This is a genomic window from Paenochrobactrum glaciei, assembly GCF_039522165.1.
Lineage (GTDB): Bacteria > Pseudomonadota > Alphaproteobacteria > Rhizobiales > Rhizobiaceae > Paenochrobactrum > Paenochrobactrum glaciei.
Genome location: NZ_BAAADE010000002.1, coordinates 536,791 through 555,444 on the forward strand (window position 1 = coordinate 536,791; position 18,654 = coordinate 555,444).

The 18,654-nt window shown below is 49.2% G+C and carries 17 protein-coding genes; 7 read left to right on the forward strand and 10 right to left on the reverse strand.

The features are described from left to right. The first annotated feature begins 59 nt into the window (after window positions 1–59). Window positions 60–284 (forward strand): alkylphosphonate utilization protein, encoded by a 225-nt coding sequence (locus ABDZ76_RS08935; protein WP_184218376.1) that lies wholly within the window; start codon window positions 60–62, stop codon window positions 282–284. A gap of 82 nt (window positions 285–366) precedes the next feature. Here the strand turns inward: ABDZ76_RS08935 and lipB are convergent, their stop codons facing one another. The 7 genes from lipB to purC form a co-directional block, all read right to left on the reverse strand. Continuing rightward, a complete protein-coding gene (gene lipB, locus ABDZ76_RS08940) occupies window positions 367–1,083 on the reverse strand; it encodes a lipoyl(octanoyl) transferase LipB (RefSeq protein WP_374844608.1) in 717 nt (238 codons plus the stop codon). Window positions 1,084–1,250: 167 nt separating this feature from the next. Then, window positions 1,251–3,485: a phosphoribosylformylglycinamidine synthase subunit PurL gene (purL, locus tag ABDZ76_RS08945; protein WP_343804481.1), complete on the reverse strand. Its 2,235-nt coding sequence runs from the start codon at window positions 3,483–3,485 to the stop codon at window positions 1,251–1,253. A 110-nt stretch (window positions 3,486–3,595) separates the two neighbouring features. Then, window positions 3,596–4,006 carry a hypothetical protein gene (locus tag ABDZ76_RS08950; RefSeq protein ID WP_343804483.1) on the reverse strand — a complete coding sequence of 137 codons (411 nt, stop codon included), beginning with the start codon at window positions 4,004–4,006 and terminating at the stop codon, window positions 3,596–3,598. Window positions 4,007–4,033: 27 nt separating this feature from the next. Continuing rightward, on the reverse strand, window positions 4,034–4,681 hold the full coding sequence (locus ABDZ76_RS08955; protein WP_343804485.1) for a glutathione S-transferase family protein: 648 nt from the start codon (window positions 4,679–4,681) through the stop codon (window positions 4,034–4,036). Between the two features lie 106 nt (window positions 4,682–4,787). Next, window positions 4,788–5,459 carry a phosphoribosylformylglycinamidine synthase subunit PurQ gene (gene purQ, locus ABDZ76_RS08960; RefSeq protein WP_343804487.1) on the reverse strand — a complete coding sequence of 224 codons (672 nt, stop codon included), beginning with the start codon at window positions 5,457–5,459 and terminating at the stop codon, window positions 4,788–4,790. Between the two features lie 78 nt (window positions 5,460–5,537). Further along, on the reverse strand, window positions 5,538–5,780 hold the full coding sequence (gene purS, locus ABDZ76_RS08965; protein ID WP_343804489.1) for a phosphoribosylformylglycinamidine synthase subunit PurS: 243 nt from the start codon (window positions 5,778–5,780) through the stop codon (window positions 5,538–5,540). 89 nt (window positions 5,781–5,869) lie between these two features. Continuing rightward, on the reverse strand, window positions 5,870–6,634 hold the full coding sequence (gene purC, locus ABDZ76_RS08970; RefSeq protein WP_343804491.1) for a phosphoribosylaminoimidazolesuccinocarboxamide synthase: 765 nt from the start codon (window positions 6,632–6,634) through the stop codon (window positions 5,870–5,872). A gap of 234 nt (window positions 6,635–6,868) precedes the next feature. Here purC and ABDZ76_RS08975 point away from each other — a divergent pair, with 234 nt between their 5' ends. From ABDZ76_RS08975 to ABDZ76_RS08990, 4 genes are all read left to right on the forward strand, one after another. Then, a complete protein-coding gene (locus ABDZ76_RS08975) occupies window positions 6,869–7,663 on the forward strand; it encodes a YdcF family protein (RefSeq protein WP_343804493.1) in 795 nt (264 codons plus the stop codon). Between the two features lie 523 nt (window positions 7,664–8,186). Beyond that, on the forward strand, window positions 8,187–9,062 hold the full coding sequence (locus ABDZ76_RS08980) for a DUF2497 domain-containing protein (RefSeq protein WP_343804495.1): 876 nt from the start codon (window positions 8,187–8,189) through the stop codon (window positions 9,060–9,062). A gap of 187 nt (window positions 9,063–9,249) precedes the next feature. Further along, a complete protein-coding gene (locus ABDZ76_RS08985) occupies window positions 9,250–11,982 on the forward strand; it encodes a valine--tRNA ligase (protein WP_343804497.1) in 2,733 nt (910 codons plus the stop codon). A 223-nt stretch (window positions 11,983–12,205) separates the two neighbouring features. After that, window positions 12,206–13,378: an OmpP1/FadL family transporter gene (locus ABDZ76_RS08990; RefSeq protein ID WP_343804499.1), complete on the forward strand. Its 1,173-nt coding sequence runs from the start codon at window positions 12,206–12,208 to the stop codon at window positions 13,376–13,378. Between the two features lie 83 nt (window positions 13,379–13,461). Here ABDZ76_RS08990 and ABDZ76_RS08995 read toward each other — a convergent pair whose 3' ends face one another. Together ABDZ76_RS08995 and rpiA are read right to left on the reverse strand one after the other, a co-directional pair. Beyond that, entirely contained in the window at window positions 13,462–14,007 is a 546-nt protein-coding gene (locus ABDZ76_RS08995) for a DUF2059 domain-containing protein (RefSeq protein WP_343804501.1), read from the reverse strand. A gap of 19 nt (window positions 14,008–14,026) precedes the next feature. Continuing rightward, the gene (gene rpiA, locus ABDZ76_RS09000) at window positions 14,027–14,731 is read right to left on the reverse strand and encodes a ribose-5-phosphate isomerase RpiA (protein ID WP_343804503.1); all 705 of its coding nucleotides are present in this window, start codon (window positions 14,729–14,731) and stop codon (window positions 14,027–14,029) included. A 313-nt stretch (window positions 14,732–15,044) separates the two neighbouring features. Here rpiA and ABDZ76_RS09005 point away from each other — a divergent pair, with 313 nt between their 5' ends. Further along, window positions 15,045–15,731, forward strand: a complete 687-nt coding sequence (locus ABDZ76_RS09005) for an HAD family hydrolase (RefSeq protein WP_343804505.1) — start codon at window positions 15,045–15,047, stop codon at window positions 15,729–15,731. Between the two features lie 97 nt (window positions 15,732–15,828). On the opposite strand, the gene ABDZ76_RS09010 is transcribed toward ABDZ76_RS09005, so the two are convergent. Beyond that, window positions 15,829–16,443, reverse strand: a complete 615-nt coding sequence (locus ABDZ76_RS09010) for an invasion associated locus B family protein (RefSeq protein ID WP_343804507.1) — start codon at window positions 16,441–16,443, stop codon at window positions 15,829–15,831. Window positions 16,444–16,785: 342 nt separating this feature from the next. On the opposite strand from ABDZ76_RS09010, the gene ABDZ76_RS09015 reads away from it, so the two are divergent. Continuing rightward, complete coding sequence (locus ABDZ76_RS09015) at window positions 16,786–18,615, forward strand: extracellular solute-binding protein (RefSeq protein WP_374844616.1); 1,830 nt, start codon at window positions 16,786–16,788, stop codon at window positions 18,613–18,615. Window positions 18,616–18,654 lie beyond the last annotated feature (39 nt).

Sequence of the window (18,654 nt, forward strand, 5' to 3'; positions counted from 1 at the left end):
AACAGCCTTAAGCTTTGTTTGAAAGAGCAGCTTAAGGCTCTTTTTATGGAGTGATGAGCATGAGTGATGAAGTTATCGTCAGAGACAGCAATGGCACCCAGATCAATGAAGGTGATTCCGTCACCTTGATTAAAGATCTGAAAGTGAAAGGCACCTCGGAAACCATCAAGCGCGGTACATTGGTTAAAAATGTTCGCCTTAACGGTAATCCGGGCGAAGTGGAATGCAATACCAAGCAGGTTAAAGGTTTGGTGCTGAAGACCGAGTTTTTGAAGAAAGCCTGAGGCTTTTAATTGAATCCAAAAAAGGGCATTTGCGGTTGGCGCAAATGCCCTTTTTGTTTTTGTATTATGTGGCTTTCAAATTTCAGCTTTCGCCGAAGACAGTACGGAATGTTTTAGCCAAAGCCACGTCTAGATCATCCATCGTGACCGGCAGGCCGAGATCCACCAAACTGGTCACGCCGTGTTCGGTGACGCCGCAAGGCACAATACCGCCGAAATTTTCAAGCTCTGGTTCAACATTGAGCGCAATGCCATGAAAACTGACCCAGCGGCGAAGACGAATACCGATAGCGGCAATTTTATCTTCTGACATGGCACCATTGGCAAGGCGTGGTTTTTCAGGGCGCGTGACCCAAACGCCGACGCGATCTTCGCGGCGTTCGCCTTTGACATTAAATTCAGCCAATGTCTGAATAATCCATTCTTCCAGCGCGGCCACAAAGGCGCGCACGTCTTCACGGCGGCGCTTTAAATCAAGCATGACATATACAACACGCTGACCGGGGCCATGATAGGTATATTCGCCTCCGCGTCCGGTTTCATAAACCGGAAAGCGATCAGGGGTGAGAAGGTCGGAAGCATTGGCACTGGTGCCTCCGGTATAAAGGGGCGGATGCTCAAGCAACCAAACCAGTTCCGGCGCACCATTATCGCGGATGTCTTTCACCCGCTCTTCCATGAAATTCAGCGCATATTCGTAATCCGTCAATCCCTCAGCTACAAGCCACTCGACCGGCCGGATATCGTCCGTCTGGGCGTGAAAATACGTATTGAGATGATCGCGGGAAAAATCAGACATAGAAAAGCTCGGTTATAAATGCGGGTATTGAACTTTCATTATGGGGTTTGAAAGTAGCAATTGTTAGATGGCAATTTGCCTCTGCCTGTCAGCTACAAATGAAAACCCCAAAAGATAAAAGGCTGCGTTTTGAAACGCAGCCTTTTGTTTTTAAAACCCAATTTGGTTTATTCGGCAGCTTCAACGCCGTTCATATAGTTCGGGAACCAGCCTTCATAGGCAGTTTTCAGCGCATCGACTGAAACCTTGCAGGCATCACCGAAGCTAAGCTCTGTGCCGCCTACGGTGCCGAGGATACGGAACGGAATGCCTGAACCTTCTGCATTGAGTGCCAGAAGTTTGGCAGTTTCAGCAGAGGTTGAAACAACATAACGTGCCTGATCTTCACCAAACATCAGTGCATGGCGTGCGCCTTCACCGAGTTCGATGCTTGCACCTTTGCCGGATTTGATTGCCATTTCAGCAACTGCCAATGCCAAACCACCGTCAGACAGATCGTGACAAGCTGTTACCTGATCATTGCGGATAGCAGAGCGAACGAAATCGCCGTTGCGCTTTTCAATGCTCAAATCAACAGATGGAGGCGGGCCATCGGCACGGTCAAACAGATCGCGCAAGTAGATCGACTGGCCAAGATGCGTACCATCACCACCGAGCAGGATCAGCACATCGCCATCCTGCATGCCGCCGATTTTAGCCATCTGTTTCCAATCAGGAATGAGGCCGACACCAGCAATGGTTGGGGTAGGCAGGATCGCCTGACCATTGGTTTCGTTGTAAAGCGACACATTACCGGAAACGATCGGGAAACCGAGCGTGCGGCATGCTTCACCGATACCTTCAATGGCTTTAACCAGCTGACCCATCACGTCCGGCTTTTCAGGGTTGCCGAAGTTGAGGTTGTCGGTGGAAGCCAAAGGCTCTGCACCAACAGCGGTTAGGTTACGCCAGCATTCTGCAACAGCCTGCTTGCCGCCTTCAAACGGATCAGCTTCGCAATAACGCGGTGTGACGTCTGATGAGAAAGCAAGTGCTTTGGTTTCATGGCCGTCAACGCGGATCACACCAGCATCACCACCAGGAATTTGCAAGGAATTGCCCTGAATGATGGTGTCGAACTGTTCGTAAACCCAGCGACGTGAAGACTGATCGGCAGAGCCTACCAGTTTCAAAAGCGCATCGGCATAATCTTCAACTTCCGGAACAGAAGCAAGGCTCAGCGGTGCATGACGGCCTGGTTCTTTCCATGGACGATCATATTCAGGTGCTTCATCGCCGAGTTCTTTAATCGGCAGATTAGCAACTTCAACGCCCTGATGGAGAACGCGGAAGCGCAGATCATCAGTGGTTTTACCAACGATTGCAAAATCCAGACCCCATTTAACGAAAATGGCTTCTGCTTCTTCTGCCTTTTCAGGTTTCAGAACCATCAGCATGCGTTCCTGACTTTCAGAAAGCATCATTTCGTAAGCGGTCATGTTTTCTTCGCGCACAGGCACATGATCAAGGATCAGTTCGATGCCGAGGTCGCCTTTGGCGCCCATTTCGACAGCTGAACAGGTAAGACCTGCCGCACCCATATCCTGAATAGCGATAACCGCACCGGATGCCATCAGCTCAAGGCAAGCCTCGAGCAGGCATTTTTCAGTAAACGGATCACCAACCTGAACGGTTGGGCGCTTTTCGTCAATGGTTTCATCGAATTCAGCCGATGCCATTGTCGCGCCGCCCACACCGTCACGACCGGTTTTCGCACCCAGATAAACAACCGGCAGGCCAACGCCTTCAGCTTTTGAGTAGAAAATCGCGTCGGTTTTCGCCAGACCAGCAGCAAATGCGTTGACGAGGATATTGTCGTTATAACGCTTGTCGAAATCGACTTCACCGCCAACAGTCGGCACGCCGAATGCATTGCCGTAACCGCCAACACCGGAAACAACACCGGAAACGAGGTGGCGGGTTTTTGGATGGGATGGCTCACCAAAGCGCAGCGCATTCATGGCTGCAACCGGACGCGCACCCATGGTGAAAACGTCACGCAAAATACCGCCAACACCTGTTGCCGCGCCCTGATAAGGCTCGATATAGGATGGATGGTTGTGGCTTTCCATCTTGAAAACGATGCAGTCGCCATCGCCGATATCAACAACACCGGCGTTTTCGCCAGGGCCCTGAATGACGCGCGGGCCGGTTGTCGGCAGCGTACGCAGCCATTTTTTAGATGATTTATAAGAGCAGTGCTCATTCCACATGGCAGAGAAAATGCCAAGCTCTGTATAGCTTGGCTCACGGCCGATAAGACCGAGAATGCGCTGATATTCATCCGGCTTCAAGCCGTGCGCTTCGATCAGTTCTGGCGTGATTGCCTGATTGTTTGTGATATTGGATGAGGAATTGGTCATGGAAACAGAAAACCCACCGAAAATCTAGTGTTTCAAGCGGCTTCTTTACCGCAAGTTGATGAGGAGTGCGAGTATAAAAAGCCTGAATTTCAGGCTTTACCGCGGTTTATTCAGGAACATTGTTTTTGCCCTTCAGCCCAAAGCTTTACATCATGGGCAATTTTTGAACCGACGGGTTGCCCCATCATTGGTCCGAAAACTTGAATCTTGGCCGGATTGCCTTCCGCCTGCACAACGAGCAGCGGGCGGGCAGTCGGGTTTTTAACCGGCACTAATAAAAAGCGCGGCCGGCCGGAAAAAGAATTGAGTTCTGCGGCCATTTTATAGGCGCGGAAATCAGCATTCTTTGTTTTGAACCAGCAAGCGGTGGCTGCCTGGCTCATCATCTCCATCGTCGGCAGAGCCGATTGCGAGGAGGTGAGTGTTAAAGGGCCAGGGCCCGGCTGGCGGGCTGACTGGCAGGACGATAAGAACAATAAAGCTGACAGACCCAAGGCTGTCGCGAGATGAAACTTGAACAAATGCGGGCTCCGCCAGCTTATAAAATTCTAGGCCAGATGTGGTTTAAAGGCGACGAGACCGTCATGCATTTCATTCCAGACGGTGGCAAGCGCATCGTCCTGACGGGCATTTTGCGCATAGGCGTCAAATTTCGGATAATCGTCAAAGAGTGTCGGGCAATTGCTCAGCTTTTTGATCGGCTCCAGAAAGAAGCGGATCGGCAGCAACCAGCAATCAGCAAGCGTTGCATGGTCGCCAAGCGCATAAGCTTCCCCTGTCATGCGTTCTTCGAGGATGGCAAGGCCACGTTTCATGACAGCGATTTGCGCGTCAATCTTCTGCTGACGATCAGCAGCATCTGCGGGCAATTTGAAGATATTGAGAGCTGGTACAAGCACTTCGAGTTCTGCCATGCGCGCTATTAAGCGTGTGAGGGCGCGGTCTTTCGGGTCTTGCGGCAGCAATGGGATATCGGTAAATTTTTCTTCCAGATATTCCGCAATGATGATGGCTTCAAAAAGTGATGTGCCGGAACCTGTAACCAGCACCGGTACGCGCTGTACCGGTGTGATATCAGCGATCAGCTCCTGAAACGGGTAGGGCAGATCGATCAGTTTAAGCGGAATATTTTTCAGATAAGCAGTGGCGCGGATTGCCGCTGCATAAGGAGAAAGTGGCCGGGAATAGAGTTTCATGGGTCGCAGTCTCCTTAATGCTTGAGCGCTTTGATGGTGCGTTTTAACACTTACACCGTTTCAAACGAAAACAAGTTTATCTGATCTGAAAGACGGTTTACGTCAATCAGGCAGCCAGTCCGAGGGCACCAGCAAATAATGCACGTCCGTCATTACCGCCATGTGCTGCTTCGATCAGGTTTTCCGGATGCGGCATCATGCCGAGCACGTTGCCGCGTTCGTTCATAATACCTGCGATATTGTTGACAGAGCCGTTCGGGTTCGTGCCTTCCGCATAGCGGAAGAGAACCTGACCATTGTCTTCCAAACGCTTCAATGTTTCTGCGTCAGCAAAGTAATTGCCGTCATGGTGGGCAACAGGGCAGCGAATGATCTGACCGGCCTGATAACCACGGGTGAACACGGAAGTGGCATTAGCAACTTCGAGTTTAACTTCACGGCAGACAAATTTCAGCGATGTGTTGCGCATCAATGCGCCTGGCAGCAGACCTGCTTCGAGCAGAATCTGGAAGCCGTTGCACACGCCCATAACTTTGACGCCTTTTTCAGCTTTTTCACGCACAGCCTGCATAACAGGCATACGTGCAGCAATGGCGCCGCAACGCAGATAGTCACCGTAAGAAAAGCCACCCGGAATGACGATGAGATCAACATCATCAGGGATGCTTGTATCAGTCTGCCAGACAGTGACAGGTGCCTGACCGGTGATCTTTGTTAAAGCGGCAATCATATCGCGGTCGCGATTGAGGCCCGGAAGGAGAATGACAGCGGATTTCATGACACCAATCGTCCTATTGTTCATATAACAAAAGTGAAAAGACCGGCTTGGGAATATCCCAAGCGATCTGATCAATGGTCAGAGAATAGTGATACTATAATCTTCGATGACGGTATTGGCGAGAAGCTTTTCGCACATCGCTTTGAGGTTGGTTTCTGCGGCAGCTTTATCAGCGCCTTCCAGTTCAACATCAAAAACCTTGCCCTGACGGACAGAGTTGACGCCATCAAAACCAAGGCTGCCCAATGCGCCAACAATTGCTTTGCCCTGAGGGTCGAGAACGCCGTTTTTTAATGTAACGGTGACACGTGCTTTGATCACTGTTTTATCCTGTAAAAAAGATTGCCGTAAAAGCTGTTTTAGAAATCATAGAGCCCGCCTGATGTTTTCAAGACGGGCTTTATGAGATTTTATTTCACCAGAACGGGGCCGGACGGACGCGATGGCTCATTTTCATTCATGATGCCAAGGCGACGGGCGACTTCCTGATAGGCTTCAACCAAACCACCCATATCGCGGCGGAAACGGTCTTTGTCCATCTTTTCATTGGTGTTGATGTCCCATAGGCGGGCGGAATCCGGTGAGATTTCGTCCGCAATGACGATGCGCATCAGTTCGCCTTCCCAGAGGCGGCCACATTCGATCTTGAAGTCCACCAGCTGGATGCCGATGCCAAGAAATAGGCCGGTGAGGAAATCATTGGCGCGGATTGCGAGCGTCATAATATCATCGAGTTCCTGCGGGCTTGCCCAGCCGAACGCGGTGATGTGTTCTTCAGATACCATCGGATCATCAAGCGCATCGGCTTTATAATAGAACTCAACGATGGAACGCGGTAAAACTGTGCCTTCTTCAAGGCCAAGGCGTTTGGCCAGAGAACCGGCAGCCACATTGCGAACCACAACTTCCAAAGGAACGATTTCAACTTCCCGGATCAGCTGCTCACGCATGTTGAGGCGCTTGATAAAGTGGGTAGGGATGTTGATCCGGTTCAAAAGCTGAAAAATATGCTCGGAAATACGATTGTTCAGCACACCTTTGCCATCAATAACTTCGTGTTTCTTGTTATTGAACGCAGTGGCATCATCTTTGAAAAACTGGATGAGAGTACCTGGCTCAGGTCCTTCATAAAGAATCTTGGCCTTACCCTCGTAAATACGGCGGCGACGGTTCATGGTTTTTCCTGGATATGGAAATCTGTGATGCGCGGTATATAAGTTCCGCAGTGTATGCGCGCTACCTATAGCAAATTAACGATTTTAACAATGGCGCATTGGGCGGATTGTTAAAATTTAATGAATAAGCGGTGATCTGTCGCGAGGAAAAATCGGGCGGGTGCTATGCCTCTTTGTTTTCCGTGTTAAAAGCAGACATAGTATTTTGCATTCTATGCGTGTTGAAGAGGCTTCATGTTTTTCAGTCTGTCTAAAATCATCTGGCTCTTCATGCAGCCTTTGTCGGTGCTGCTGGTTTTGTGCGCCTTTTGTGTTGTTGCGCTTTATTGCGGCTGGAAAGCTTTGGCGATAGTGTCGATGCTAATAGCTTGTTTTATCATTATATTATGCGGCTTTACTACTTTGGGTTCTGTGCTGCTTAATCCTTTGGAGGAGCGCTTTCAGCGCCCGCAGGAGCTGCCCGAAAATATTGACGGGATCATTGTTCTTGGCGGCTATATGAGCGGTGAAGTTAATGCGGCGCGCGGTGGCACAGAGCTTAACAGTGCCGGAGACCGTATTGTGGAAACCATGCGGTTTTCTAAACATTTTCGCGATGCAAAAATTGTAGTGACAGGTGGTGAGGGTACATATTTTAGCCGCTCAATACCAGATGCCGAGAGTACGCGTGCGCTTTTCAAGGCATTTCAGGTCGATGACAGCAATGTGGTTTATGAGGCGCAATCACGCAATACGATTGAAAATGCACAAATGACTTATGATCTGGTCAAGCCGGAAAAAGGGCAGAACTGGCTGTTGATTACCTCAGCCTATCATATGCCACGTTCGGTCGGGGTTTTTAGAAAGGCGGGTTTTGATGTCATCGCCTGGCCGGTTGATTATAAAACCGTGCCGGATACCCAATTCCGTTTTTATTTTCAAAATGCCAATGAGGCGTTTTCACGAAGCTCAACCGCATTTCATGAGTGGTTGGGTTTGGTTATTTATTGGTGGAACGGCAAGATAGATCGACTGTTTCCGCAGCCATAGATGGCTTATTTTTGCCGTATTAATTACAGTTTTATTAATGTGAGTTAAAAATTAAATATATGATTTTATTTATCTATTCGCTGTCAATTCATGTTTGTGCATAGCTTGCACCACATTTATGCCTTAAACAGCGATTGCGTAAAACATATGCCCGTTCTATAGAAGGGGCAGAAATTTTATTCAGCAGAAAAGATGCGCATAAAAATGGACGAAACTGTTCAAAAATCTTGCTGGGGCGTTGCTCTTTGGGGTGCCGTAGCTTTGTTCTCAGTTATTATTTTGGCCTATTTATTTTCAGTTTAAATTTTTTATAAAAAGCGGGCGCTTGGCAATATGATGCCAGCGCCCGTTTTTTTGTGCCTGCGAGTGATCGAATCGCTCGAAACTAATCTTTATTAATAAATGATAAATCTGTGAGTTTGCGGTTTGAATTGTCGCTAAGGGATTCTCAAATCGTTAATAGTTCGTTACTTTAGTCCCACAAGATTCGCTACGACTTGCGAGAATATGGGATACAAAGACTATGGCACAGGCATCAAGCGCGGCTCGTGAGCCTTCAATGGAAGAAATCCTCGCTTCTATCCGTCGTATTATCGAGGATAGCGATGTGACACGGCAGGACCCGGCAGAAACGGCGCAGGCAGAAAAACCTGCTATGCGTAATGAGCCTGTCACGCGTGGTGAAGTTGCCCCGTTTCGTCGTCCTAATGCGGAAATGCCTGAACAAGTTGCACCTGTTGCGCCAGCCGCATCTGCTGCTGCACCTGTTCGCAATTACGAGCGCCCTTTATTGCAGGAAAAGCCGGTGAGCGCACCGGTCGCCAAGCCTGATGCTGTACGCAGCTCCGTGATGACTGCGGTGTCTGCTGCGATTGAACAGCCGGAACAGCCAAATGCTGACGCTCCGGTGCTGGATGGCAATATGAGCCTGCGCGGTTCATTTGATATGGATCAGGAAACCGCTGATTATGTGGCGGTTAAGCCGGTTCCGGCCAATGATGCTGCTAAAACTGCGAAAAACACTGTCGAGGCTCAGCCTGAAATGAAGGCTGGGGTCGCTGATTTCAACATCAGAGAGAAAGTCGAGCAGAGCGTGGAAAATGATATCCATAAGATTATCTCGGAAATGATGGAAAAGCAGCCGGAAGTAGCTCCTGAAGAGGCGGCAGCTAAACCGGCAGCCCCTTTGGCATCGGCTTCAACCAAGCAACAGGTTTCGGCGTCTTTTGAACAATTGTCGGAAGCTGTGCGTCAGGAGCGTATCCGCTCGCTGGAAGAGCAGGCGGAAGCGCTCTTGCGTCCGATGCTGCAAAACTGGCTGGATGAAAATCTGCCAAGCATGGTTGAGCGTCTTGTGCGTGAAGAAATTGAACGCATGGTTCGCGGTGACCAGTACTGATTTATAAAGATAAGTTGGAATGCGTTAATCCCGTCATTATATATGGCGGGATTATTGTTTTTTGACACAAAACCCATGGCGGTTTAAGAGGTCAATCAAAGTGACTCTCATTTAGGCTTGCTTATTGAGTGAAGGCGGCAAACTGCTGAATTAATCTTCATTCTTTGCACAACGACCGGACAGTTTGATGCTAGAAAAAACATATGATGCAGCGGCAACAGAGCCGAAAATTGCAGAGCGATGGGAAGAGGCAGGCGCATTTAAAGCGGGTGCCGGTGCGAAAGAAGGCGCGGAGCCGTTTACAATTGTTATTCCGCCGCCAAATGTCACCGGTTCTTTGCATATGGGCCATGCGCTGAACAACACGATTCAGGATATTCTGGTTCGTTTTGAACGTATGCGCGGCAAAAATGTGCTGTGGCAGCCAGGCTTCGACCACGCGGGTATTGCAACGCAGATGGTTGTTGAGCGTCAGCTGGCTGAGCGTAAAGAGCCCAACCGTCATGCGATGGGACGTGAAAAGTTCGTTGAACGCATCTGGCAGTGGAAGAATGAATCCGGTGGTATGATTTCCAATCAGCTGCGCCGTCTTGGGGCATCTTGCGATTGGTCACGTGAACGCTTCACCATGGATGAAGGTCTTTCCAAAGCGGTTCTGGAAGTGTTTGTAACCCTTCACCGCGAAGGCTTGATTTATAAAGACAAGCGTCTGGTTAACTGGGATCCGAAATTGCTGACCGCGATTTCCGATCTGGAAGTTGAACAACGCGAGATTAAAGGCAATTTGTGGCACTTCCGCTATCCGCTGGAAGGCGTGACTTTTAACGCGGAAGATCCAAGCACCTATATCGTTGTTGCTACAACGCGTCCTGAAACCATGCTGGGCGATAGCGGTGTTGCGGTTAATCCGGAAGATGAACGCTATCAGGCACGTATCGGCAAGTCCGTTATTCTGCCGCTGGTTGGCCGTGCTATTCCGATTGTCGGTGATGATTATGCTGATCCGGAAGCCGGTTCCGGTGCGGTTAAAATTACGCCTGCGCATGATTTCAACGACTTTGAAGTTGGCAAGCGCAATGATCTGCGCAAAATCAACATCATGGCGCCTGATGCCACCATCTGCCTGAAAGATAATGAAGACTTTCTGGAAGGTGTGGCTGCCAGCGCCACGCTTGATGCATTGATTGCTGAGCTTGACGGTCAGGACAGATTTGCTGTTCGCAAGGCCATTGTTGCCAAGATGGAAGAGGGCGGCTATCTCGAGAAAATCGAAGATCACACCCATATGGTTCCACATGGCGACCGTGGTGGCGTGCCGATTGAGCCGCTTTTGACCGATCAGTGGTATGTTAATGCGGCCGAAATGGCCAAGCCTGCGATCGACAGCGTTCGTGAAGGACGCACTGCGATCGTACCGAAAACATGGGAAAAGACCTATTATGACTGGATGGAAAACATTCAGCCATGGTGTATTTCCCGTCAATTGTGGTGGGGACACCAAATCCCTGCATGGTATGGCCCGGATGGCGAAATTTTCGTTGAGAAAAGCGAAGCAGAAGCATTGGCTTCGGCAGAAAAGCATTATGGCAAGCCGACTGAACTGACCCGTGATCCGGACGTTCTGGACACATGGTTCTCGTCTGCTTTGTGGCCGTTCTCGACCCTTGGCTGGCCCGACAAAACACCGGAACTGGAAACCTATTACCAGACCGACGTTTTGGTGACCGGTTTTGATATTATCTTCTTCTGGGTTGCCAGAATGATGATGATGGGTCTTCATTTCATGGATGAAGAACCGTTCCACACCGTTTATGTTCATGCGCTGGTGCGTGATAAAAACGGCGCGAAAATGTCGAAGTCCAAAGGCAATGTCATTGATCCGCTGGAACTGATTGACGAATATGGTGCAGATGCGCTGCGCTTTACGCTGGCTATTATGGCGGCACAGGGACGTGATGTTAAGCTCGACCCTGCACGTATTGCCGGTTACCGCAATTTCGGCACCAAGCTGTGGAATGCGACCCGTTTTGCGCAGATGAACGGCGTGAAGGCAGATAAAAACTTCAAGCCGGAACAGGCAAAACTGGCGGTTAACCGTTGGATTTTGACTGAACTGACACAGGCCGCTAACGCCATCACTGCCGGTATTACCAGCTATCGCTTCAATGAAGCGGCTTCGGCTGCTTACCGCTTTGTCTGGAACCAGTTCTGTGACTGGTATCTGGAATTGCTCAAACCAATTTTCATGGGCGATGATGAAGCTGAAAAAGCGGAAGCACAGGCCTGTGCGGCTTATTGCCTTGACGAAATCTATCGTCTGCTGCATCCGTTTATGCCGTTCATGACCGAAGAGCTTTGGGCTCTGACCGCCGGTGAAGGGACTGAGCGCGACAGCGTGTTGGCTTTGGCTCAGTGGCCGGAATTGTCTTTTGAAGATAATGAAGCTGCAACCGACGTTAACTGGCTGATTGATCTGGTGAATGGTATCCGTTCGGTTCGCTCTGAAATGAACGTACCGCCATCAGCTAAGGCGCCATTGATTGTGCTGGAAGCCAATGCACAGACCAAAGAGCGTTTTGAGCGTCACGATGCGGCGATCAAACGTCTGGCACGCGTGGAAAATGTTGAATTTTCTGATGCAGCGCCAAAAGGTTCGGCACAGCTGGTTATCGGTGAAGCAACGGCATGTATGCCGCTTGGCAGCCTGATTGACCTGAGTGCGGAAACTGCCCGCCTGACCAAAGAAGCCGGCAAGATCGATGCAGAAATGCAGAAGATTAATGCCAAGCTTTCGAATGAAAAATTTGTTGCCAATGCACGCGAAGACGTAGTGGCAGCAGAACGTGCCCGTCTTGTTGAATTGCAGGAAGCCGCGGAAAAAGTGGCACTGGCACAAAAACGTATTCAGGAAGCTGGCTAAGCTGCTCTGAAAATTTAATAAGCCCGCGATGCAACTTTGTGGAATTGCATCGCGGGTATTTTTTTGTCTATTTTTAGCTGTTGATTTTAATTCGTTGTTTTAATTGTGTGATTTATTGCCTCATCTACAACTAAAGTTTGAAAGTCAGGAGACTCTCATTCATGGTGCACTGGGGAATTTATAAAAATATGCCGGTTACGGGACAGAACCGCAGGGAACATATATGTGCAAGATAATAACTAGAACGGCAAAGACTTCACCTGTCCTGCTGGTAACGCTTCTGGGCGGAACATTTTTTGCACACGCAGGTGGCTTTGAGCGCAGCTCGCAAGATTTCGATATTTTGTTTGAAGAGGGTAATCTGGTGGAAAGCGGCGCGACTTTTGTGGCGCCTCAACGCAAGTTAAAAAATATCAGACCAACCACCACCGACTTACCGCTTGTTGCTAATGATACAGTCAATGAGGGCAAATCCTACTGGGTTCCCAAGGTTTCAGCACGTCTACAGCTTGCTGATGATGTGGCATGTGCGGCGCAATATCGCCAGCCTTGGGGCATTGTCATGGACGTCGGCAAAGATACTTTGCGTGCCTATAGTTCAATTGAACAAGAAATTTCATCACATGATATTGGTGTGAATTGTTCTTATCGTATCGAGGCTGGTGAGAAGGGATTTGTTCGTCTGCTTGGCGGGTTGAGCTATCAGGAGCTAAGCGGCTATCAGACCAAAATGCTGCGTAACCAGGCAATCGCAACTTTGGACGTTGACGGGCGCTCCTGGGGCTGGCGATTGGGCGCTGCTTATGAAGTGCCGGAGTTGGCCTTACGCGCCAGCGTGGTTTATCAATCCAAGGTCAAATATGATTTGAGCGGTACGATTGAGGGCGTGATACCTCAGACATTGAATGTTGGTTCCGATGTAAGCCTGCCGCAATCTGTCGAGTTCAAATTTCAAACTGGCATTGCCCAAGACTGGATAGCGCTGGCATCGGTGAAGTGGACGGACTGGAAAAGCATTCAAGTTGTGCCCTTTGCGCTCAAGGAGGCCGTTCCGATTTATGGGCTTCCTATCGGTCGGGTGATGAGCTCACTTGATCTATATTTCCGCGATGGCTGGACAGTCACCGGCGGTGTTGCGCATAAATTCAACGACCAATGGTCGGGTGCAGCAACCGTGACATGGGACAGAGGCACGACAACGGGATGGACATCGCAGACTGATGTCTGGTTGTTCGGGGCAGGCGCTAATTACAAAGCAACCGATCATCTTGATATTAAGCTTTCCGGCGCTTTGGGCCTTCTGAAATCCGGTGTCTTTCACGATAAAATCAGCACCAGTGATTTTGGCACGGATTTGGTCAAAGCATTTTCTGTCGCGGCCAAGCTGAAGTTTTAGAGCAGGGCTGTAACATAGAGCAGGTATAAAAAAGCCTCCGGTTTGATCAAAACCGGAGGCTTTTGATTGGAAAAGCGTAAAGCCTATTGGGCTGGCTTTGGCGCTTCTTCAGTTGCAGGTGCGGCAGCCTTTGCCTGTGCGGCAAGGGTTTCGCCAACACCAACAGCCAGATCACGGCCAATGCCGTTCTGCCAGATGCCGGCAGCTTTGATCACTTCACGGGTGACAATCGGGCCTTCTGCAATGAGTTTCTTGCCGCTTTCTGAATTGTAGAAAGTTGCAATAGCTTCAAGGTCAGCCTGCGAGAACGAATTTGCATAGGCGCGGGCGGCTTCTGTTTCCAGATCAGCGCGGCGTGCTGCCAGTGCAATAGCTTTATCATCAACGGTTTTGGTGATGAGTTCTTCGAGGTTTGGATCTTTCTGGATCAGTTCTGCTTTCAGCGATGCAGCAGCCTGTGGCAAAATAGCATCGAACTGCTCTGTTGCGCCAATGGCAGCAATCGCAGAACGCGCAGCATTCAGATGTGCTTCTGAAACGTCCTGAGCATTTGCTCCTTGTAAACCTGCCAGAATACCAAGCGCAGCCAATGGCGCTATCAGACGGTGTAAGCCTGTTGTCTGGTTCATAAGGTCGTCACTCCGTAATTTAAATTTTAGACGGTTTAATTGTCCGGATACCATCAGCGCCCGCTATAATAGTGGTTTCCGAAAGTCCGATGAAAAGTCCGTGCTCCACAACACCCGGAATGGCGAAGAGAGCGTCTGATAATGCTTTTGAATCGGGAATGCGGCCAAAAGATGCATCAATGATGTAATGACCGCCATCAGTCACAAAAGTTTTTCCGTCTTTCTGACGTAAAACCAATGCGCCGCTCAAACCGAGTTCGCTGGCTGCTTTTTCGATGGCGCGGGTTGTTGCGCCCAGACCAAAGCTGTTGACTTCAATCGGCAGCGGAAAGCGGCCCAATGTGTCAACCAGTTTGCTTTCATCTGCAATGACGATCATGGCATCCGAAGCAGCTGCTACGATTTTTTCGCGCAGCAAGGCACCGCCGCCGCCTTTGATGAGTGTCAGTGCAGCATCAACTTCGTCAGCGCCGTCAATGGTCAGGTCAAGATGCGGTGTTTCTTCCAGCGTGGTGAGCGGAATATTCAGCTCTTTGCAAAGTGCAGCTGTACGCTCTGAAGTCGGCACACCGATGACTTTAAATCCGTTGGCAGTTTTTTCACCCAGCAGACGAACAAATTCTTCTGCGGTTGAACCCGTGCCGATTCCAAGACGCATACCATCTTTGACATGTGTCAAAGCTTCTGCTGCGGCCGCGATCTTAAGTCGACGGGCTTCATCCATAGTTACATTCCTTTTGAGAGCTGCCCTTTGTGAGAGCCGTAAGGATTCTCGATATTTTGAAGCTTACATTTAGCATGGACTGATCAAGAGACAAAAGCACATATTCACTTTGTTTTGAAAATGCTTATCGAAGTTTTTAAAAAATGGCCGCTATTTGAAAAATAATGACCGAAGTTTTGAATAAGTTAAGCAAAAAACAGATTTTATCGTTTTATTTGCTAACATCCGATATTGGGAACGAATCCGGCTTGAGAGCAGGGCGCTCATCGGCTAGGCATAGAAATGAATTTGATCACCACTATCGGATATATGAATGTTGAAACCTATAATAGTCTTTGACCTTGACGGCACTTTGGTCGACACGGCAACAGATCTTCTGGAAAGTCTCAATCATTGTCTTGATGTGGGAGGATTACAGCAAGCCGATCCGGTTTCATTGCGTCGCTATGTGGGCTTGGGCGCACGCGTGATGATCGAGCGCGCTTATCAGGCGCAGCAAAAACAACTGAAATCTGATCAATTGGATCAGCTGGTTGCTGTTTTTCTGGAACATTACGCGCAGAATATGCCGGGTAAAGCCAGAATTTTTGATGGTGCTATTGAAGCATTGGATCGTTTTGCCAGCCGCGGTTATCTTCTGGCTATCTGCACCAATAAATTTGAAGGGCTGGCAGTCAAATTATTAGACGGTTTGAACCTATCTGATCGTTTTGGAGCTATCAGCGGTTCCGATAGTTTTGCTTTTCGTAAGCCTGATCCGCGCCATCTGACACAAACGATTGCAGCTGCCGGTGGCGATGCCGACCGCGCCGTAATGATTGGTGACAGCCGCACCGATATTGATACGGCTAAAGCTGCCGGTATCCCTGTAGTAGCAGTGGATTTTGGTTATACGGATGTGCCGGTTAATGTTTTAGGCCCAAGCCGGATTATTTCGCATTATGACGAGCTGACCATTTCAATGGTTGAGCAACTGACCGGCGCGGTAATGCCGCGCTGATTGTTACATTTTACCTTTAAGTTCCGGCCTTGTTTGCAAGGCATAAAAAAGAGGCGTTTCAAACGCCTCTTTTTTATTATTCATTGTTGCTTCAAGCTTAGTTACCAGCTTTAGCTTTGTCCTGTTCAGCCTTCATCTTGGCTTCGAACTCTTTCTGACGCTTCTGAACTGCATCTTGCAATTCTTTCTGACGTTCTTCGAGTTCGTTCTGCTGCAAGCCCGGGCCTGTCAGGGCATCGGAGAAGCCGCTGAGCGAAACGGAAATCGGGTTTGGCTGATTCTGGAAGTTGACCGAAGTCAGAACCATTTTGCCGCCTTTTTTGAATGAATTTACCAATTCATCAGTCAAAGGTGCTTCAGCGATGCAGCGATCCGGGAAGCAGATGCCGTATTCGACCTTAACTGCTTTGTTGTTGTCAATCTGGAGACCAACACCAGCAGGAATCAGACGTCCGGTCGGAACCGAAACCTGAAAGATTTTGCGGTTAATCTTACCTTTGATTTCGATCAGATTAACGGCGGTCAGCAGCTGGCCGGAATTGGCGGTTACGATATTCTGCGTGTTGCAGATGTCGTTTTCTTCCTGCTTGGAGCAAACCTTGAACCAGCCTTCAGGAGGCTGCTGGGCAGAAGCCGGCATGGATGAAGCTGCAAGCAAAGCGAACACGCCAGCCAGTGCAGATGAGGCCGCGATCGTCTTTTTGCTGGACATGATCAACAGGTTCCTTTCAACGCTTTCGTTTTGGGCTTTAATCCCGATTACCCCTTTCAGGGCGGTCAGCTATTGCTTAAACATCTGCAAACTCAATTGTTTAAAAATGAGGCGAGAGCGTGACCAATATGCTTAATGTTGTGTTACACTGACTTATCGGTGTAATCCAGAGGCCGTTTAAGCACAATTCATTGCAATTGTTAAAAAAATCACATTCGTTTGCGAATGTCACTCTATTGACACGCTTTTTAAAGACCAAAAGCCTTAACTTATGCATGATTGTTTACGAATCGTTCTGGTGCAAAAAATATCTACCGGAGCTTATGTCAGGTGAATTTGATGATGATTAAAACGATAACCTATTCCGCTTTGCTGACGGCGGCAGTCTCATTGAATCTGACTACATTGACGAGGGCTGAGCCATCCCACTCGCTTGCGATGCATGGTACAGCGGCACTGCCAAGTGATTACGCGTATTTTCCATATGTGAACCCCGATGCGCCGAAAGGCGGGCAGGTGCGCTATGGTGTTGTGGGTACTTTCGACAGCCTTAATCCGTTTGTCTTGAAAAGCATGCGCACCACGGCGCGCGGCCTTTTTATGGATGGTGATTTCGGCAATCTTGTTTTTGAAAGCCTGATGCAGCGTTCACGCGATGAAGCTTTTGCGCTTTACGGACTTTTGGCTGAAAAAGTCGAAACGGATGAAGAGCGCCACTGGGTGGAATTCACGCTTAACCCGCAAGCCAAATGGTCGGACGGCCAGCCGGTGACGGTTGAAGACGTGATCTTTACCTATGAGGTGCTGACCGAAAAAGGACGTCCGCCCTATAGCAGCCGGATGAGTCGCATCGAGAAAATTGAAAAAACGGGCGAGCGTAAAGTGCGCTTTACCTTCAATGATAAATCCGATCGCGAATTCCCGTTATTGATTGCGTCGACCATGCCGGTTTTGCCAAAACATGCCATTGAAATGGATAGTTTTGGCAATGCTTCGCTCAAAGCACCTGTTGGCAGCGGGCCTTATAAAGTAGCGCATGTTTCCCCCGGTCAGTCGATTATTTATGAGCGCGACACGAATTACTGGGCGAAAGATCTGCCGGTCAAACGTGGCTTTGATAATTTCGACAAGATCAGCATTGAATATTTCCGCAATGAAACGGCCTTGTTTGAAGCCTTTAAAAAAGGCGTGGTTGATGTTTTTCTTGAGGGCAACCCGACCCGTTGGCAGACATCATATAATTTTCCGGCCGTGAATGACGGTCGTATTATCAAAGCCGGATTTACGCGCGGTATCCCGGTAAATTTGTTAGGTTTTACCTTTAATACGCGTCGCGAAATCTTTGCAGATCCACAGGTTCGCCATGCTTTGAGCCTGTTATTTGATTTTGAATGGGCTAATCGCAGCCTGTTTTCAGATCAATACCGGCGCACCGAAGGTTACTGGTTTGGCTCCAGCCTTTCCGCAGTTGGCGTTAAGGCTGATGAGCGCGAACGGGCATTGCTTGCCCCTTTTAAAAATGCAGTGCGCAGTGATGTGATGGAAGGCAAATGGCATGCTTCGAGAACGGATGGCAGCGGTCATGACCGTAAACTTGTCCGTGAAGCGATGCGCCTGCTGAAAAAAGCCGGCTATCGATTTGAAAAGGGCAAGGCTATCGGCAAAGATGGCAAGCCGTTTGAATTTGAAATTATGACCCGCTCGGTGGATGAGGAAAAAGTCTCGCTCGCCTTCAAGCGTAATCTGGAGCGGCTCGGCATTCAGGTGGTTGTGCGTACAGTTGATGATGCCCAATATCAGCACCGGATGCAGACTTTTGACTATGATATGCTGCTTGGTGCATTGACCGGAACGCTGGCACCAGGCAATGAGCAGTGGAACCGTTGGGGCAGTGCCTCACGCGATGCTCAAGGCAGTTTCAACTATGCCGGTGCTGCCGATCCGGCGATTGATGCGATGATTGAAGCTATGCTTGCTGCGCGTGAACAGGAAGATTTTGTCAGCGCTGTGCGTGCGATGGATCGGGTGTTGATTTCAGGTGATTATTACATCCCGCTTTATCACTTGCCACAGCAATGGGTGGCGCATTGGGGGCGGGTTAAATATCCTGAAAAGACCTCGCTTTTCGGCTATCAGCTGCCTGCATGGTGGGCTGAAGATGCCCAGAAATAAGTGATGCAAATGAAAAGGCCTTGGAAAGATATTTCCAAG

Bases quoted from the DNA above. Each gene is read 5' to 3' on its own strand.
- ABDZ76_RS08995 (WP_343804501.1), bottom strand. From the start codon at position 14,007: ATGAACCAGACAACAGGCTTACACCGTCTGATAGCGCCATTGGCTGCG.
- ABDZ76_RS08975 (WP_343804493.1), top strand. From the start codon at position 6,869: ATGTTTTTCAGTCTGTCTAAAATCATCTGGCTCTTCATGCAGCCTTTG.
- ABDZ76_RS08985 (WP_343804497.1), top strand. From the start codon at position 9,250: ATGCTAGAAAAAACATATGATGCAGCGGCAACAGAGCCGAAAATTGCA.
- rpiA (WP_343804503.1), bottom strand. From the start codon at position 14,731: ATGGATGAAGCCCGTCGACTTAAGATCGCGGCCGCAGCAGAAGCTTTG.
- ABDZ76_RS09015 (WP_374844616.1), top strand. From the start codon at position 16,786: ATGATTAAAACGATAACCTATTCCGCTTTGCTGACGGCGGCAGTCTCA.
- lipB (WP_374844608.1), bottom strand. From the start codon at position 1,083: ATGTCTGATTTTTCCCGCGATCATCTCAATACGTATTTTCACGCCCAG.
- ABDZ76_RS09005 (WP_343804505.1), top strand. From the start codon at position 15,045: ATGTTGAAACCTATAATAGTCTTTGACCTTGACGGCACTTTGGTCGAC.
- ABDZ76_RS09010 (WP_343804507.1), bottom strand. From the start codon at position 16,443: ATGTCCAGCAAAAAGACGATCGCGGCCTCATCTGCACTGGCTGGCGTG.
- ABDZ76_RS08990 (WP_343804499.1), top strand. From the start codon at position 12,206: ATGTGCAAGATAATAACTAGAACGGCAAAGACTTCACCTGTCCTGCTG.
- ABDZ76_RS08980 (WP_343804495.1), top strand. From the start codon at position 8,187: ATGGCACAGGCATCAAGCGCGGCTCGTGAGCCTTCAATGGAAGAAATC.
- purL (WP_343804481.1), bottom strand. From the start codon at position 3,485: ATGACCAATTCCTCATCCAATATCACAAACAATCAGGCAATCACGCCA.
- purC (WP_343804491.1), bottom strand. From the start codon at position 6,634: ATGAACCGTCGCCGCCGTATTTACGAGGGTAAGGCCAAGATTCTTTAT.
- ABDZ76_RS08955 (WP_343804485.1), bottom strand. From the start codon at position 4,681: ATGAAACTCTATTCCCGGCCACTTTCTCCTTATGCAGCGGCAATCCGC.
- purQ (WP_343804487.1), bottom strand. From the start codon at position 5,459: ATGAAATCCGCTGTCATTCTCCTTCCGGGCCTCAATCGCGACCGCGAT.
- ABDZ76_RS08935 (WP_184218376.1), top strand. From the start codon at position 60: ATGAGTGATGAAGTTATCGTCAGAGACAGCAATGGCACCCAGATCAAT.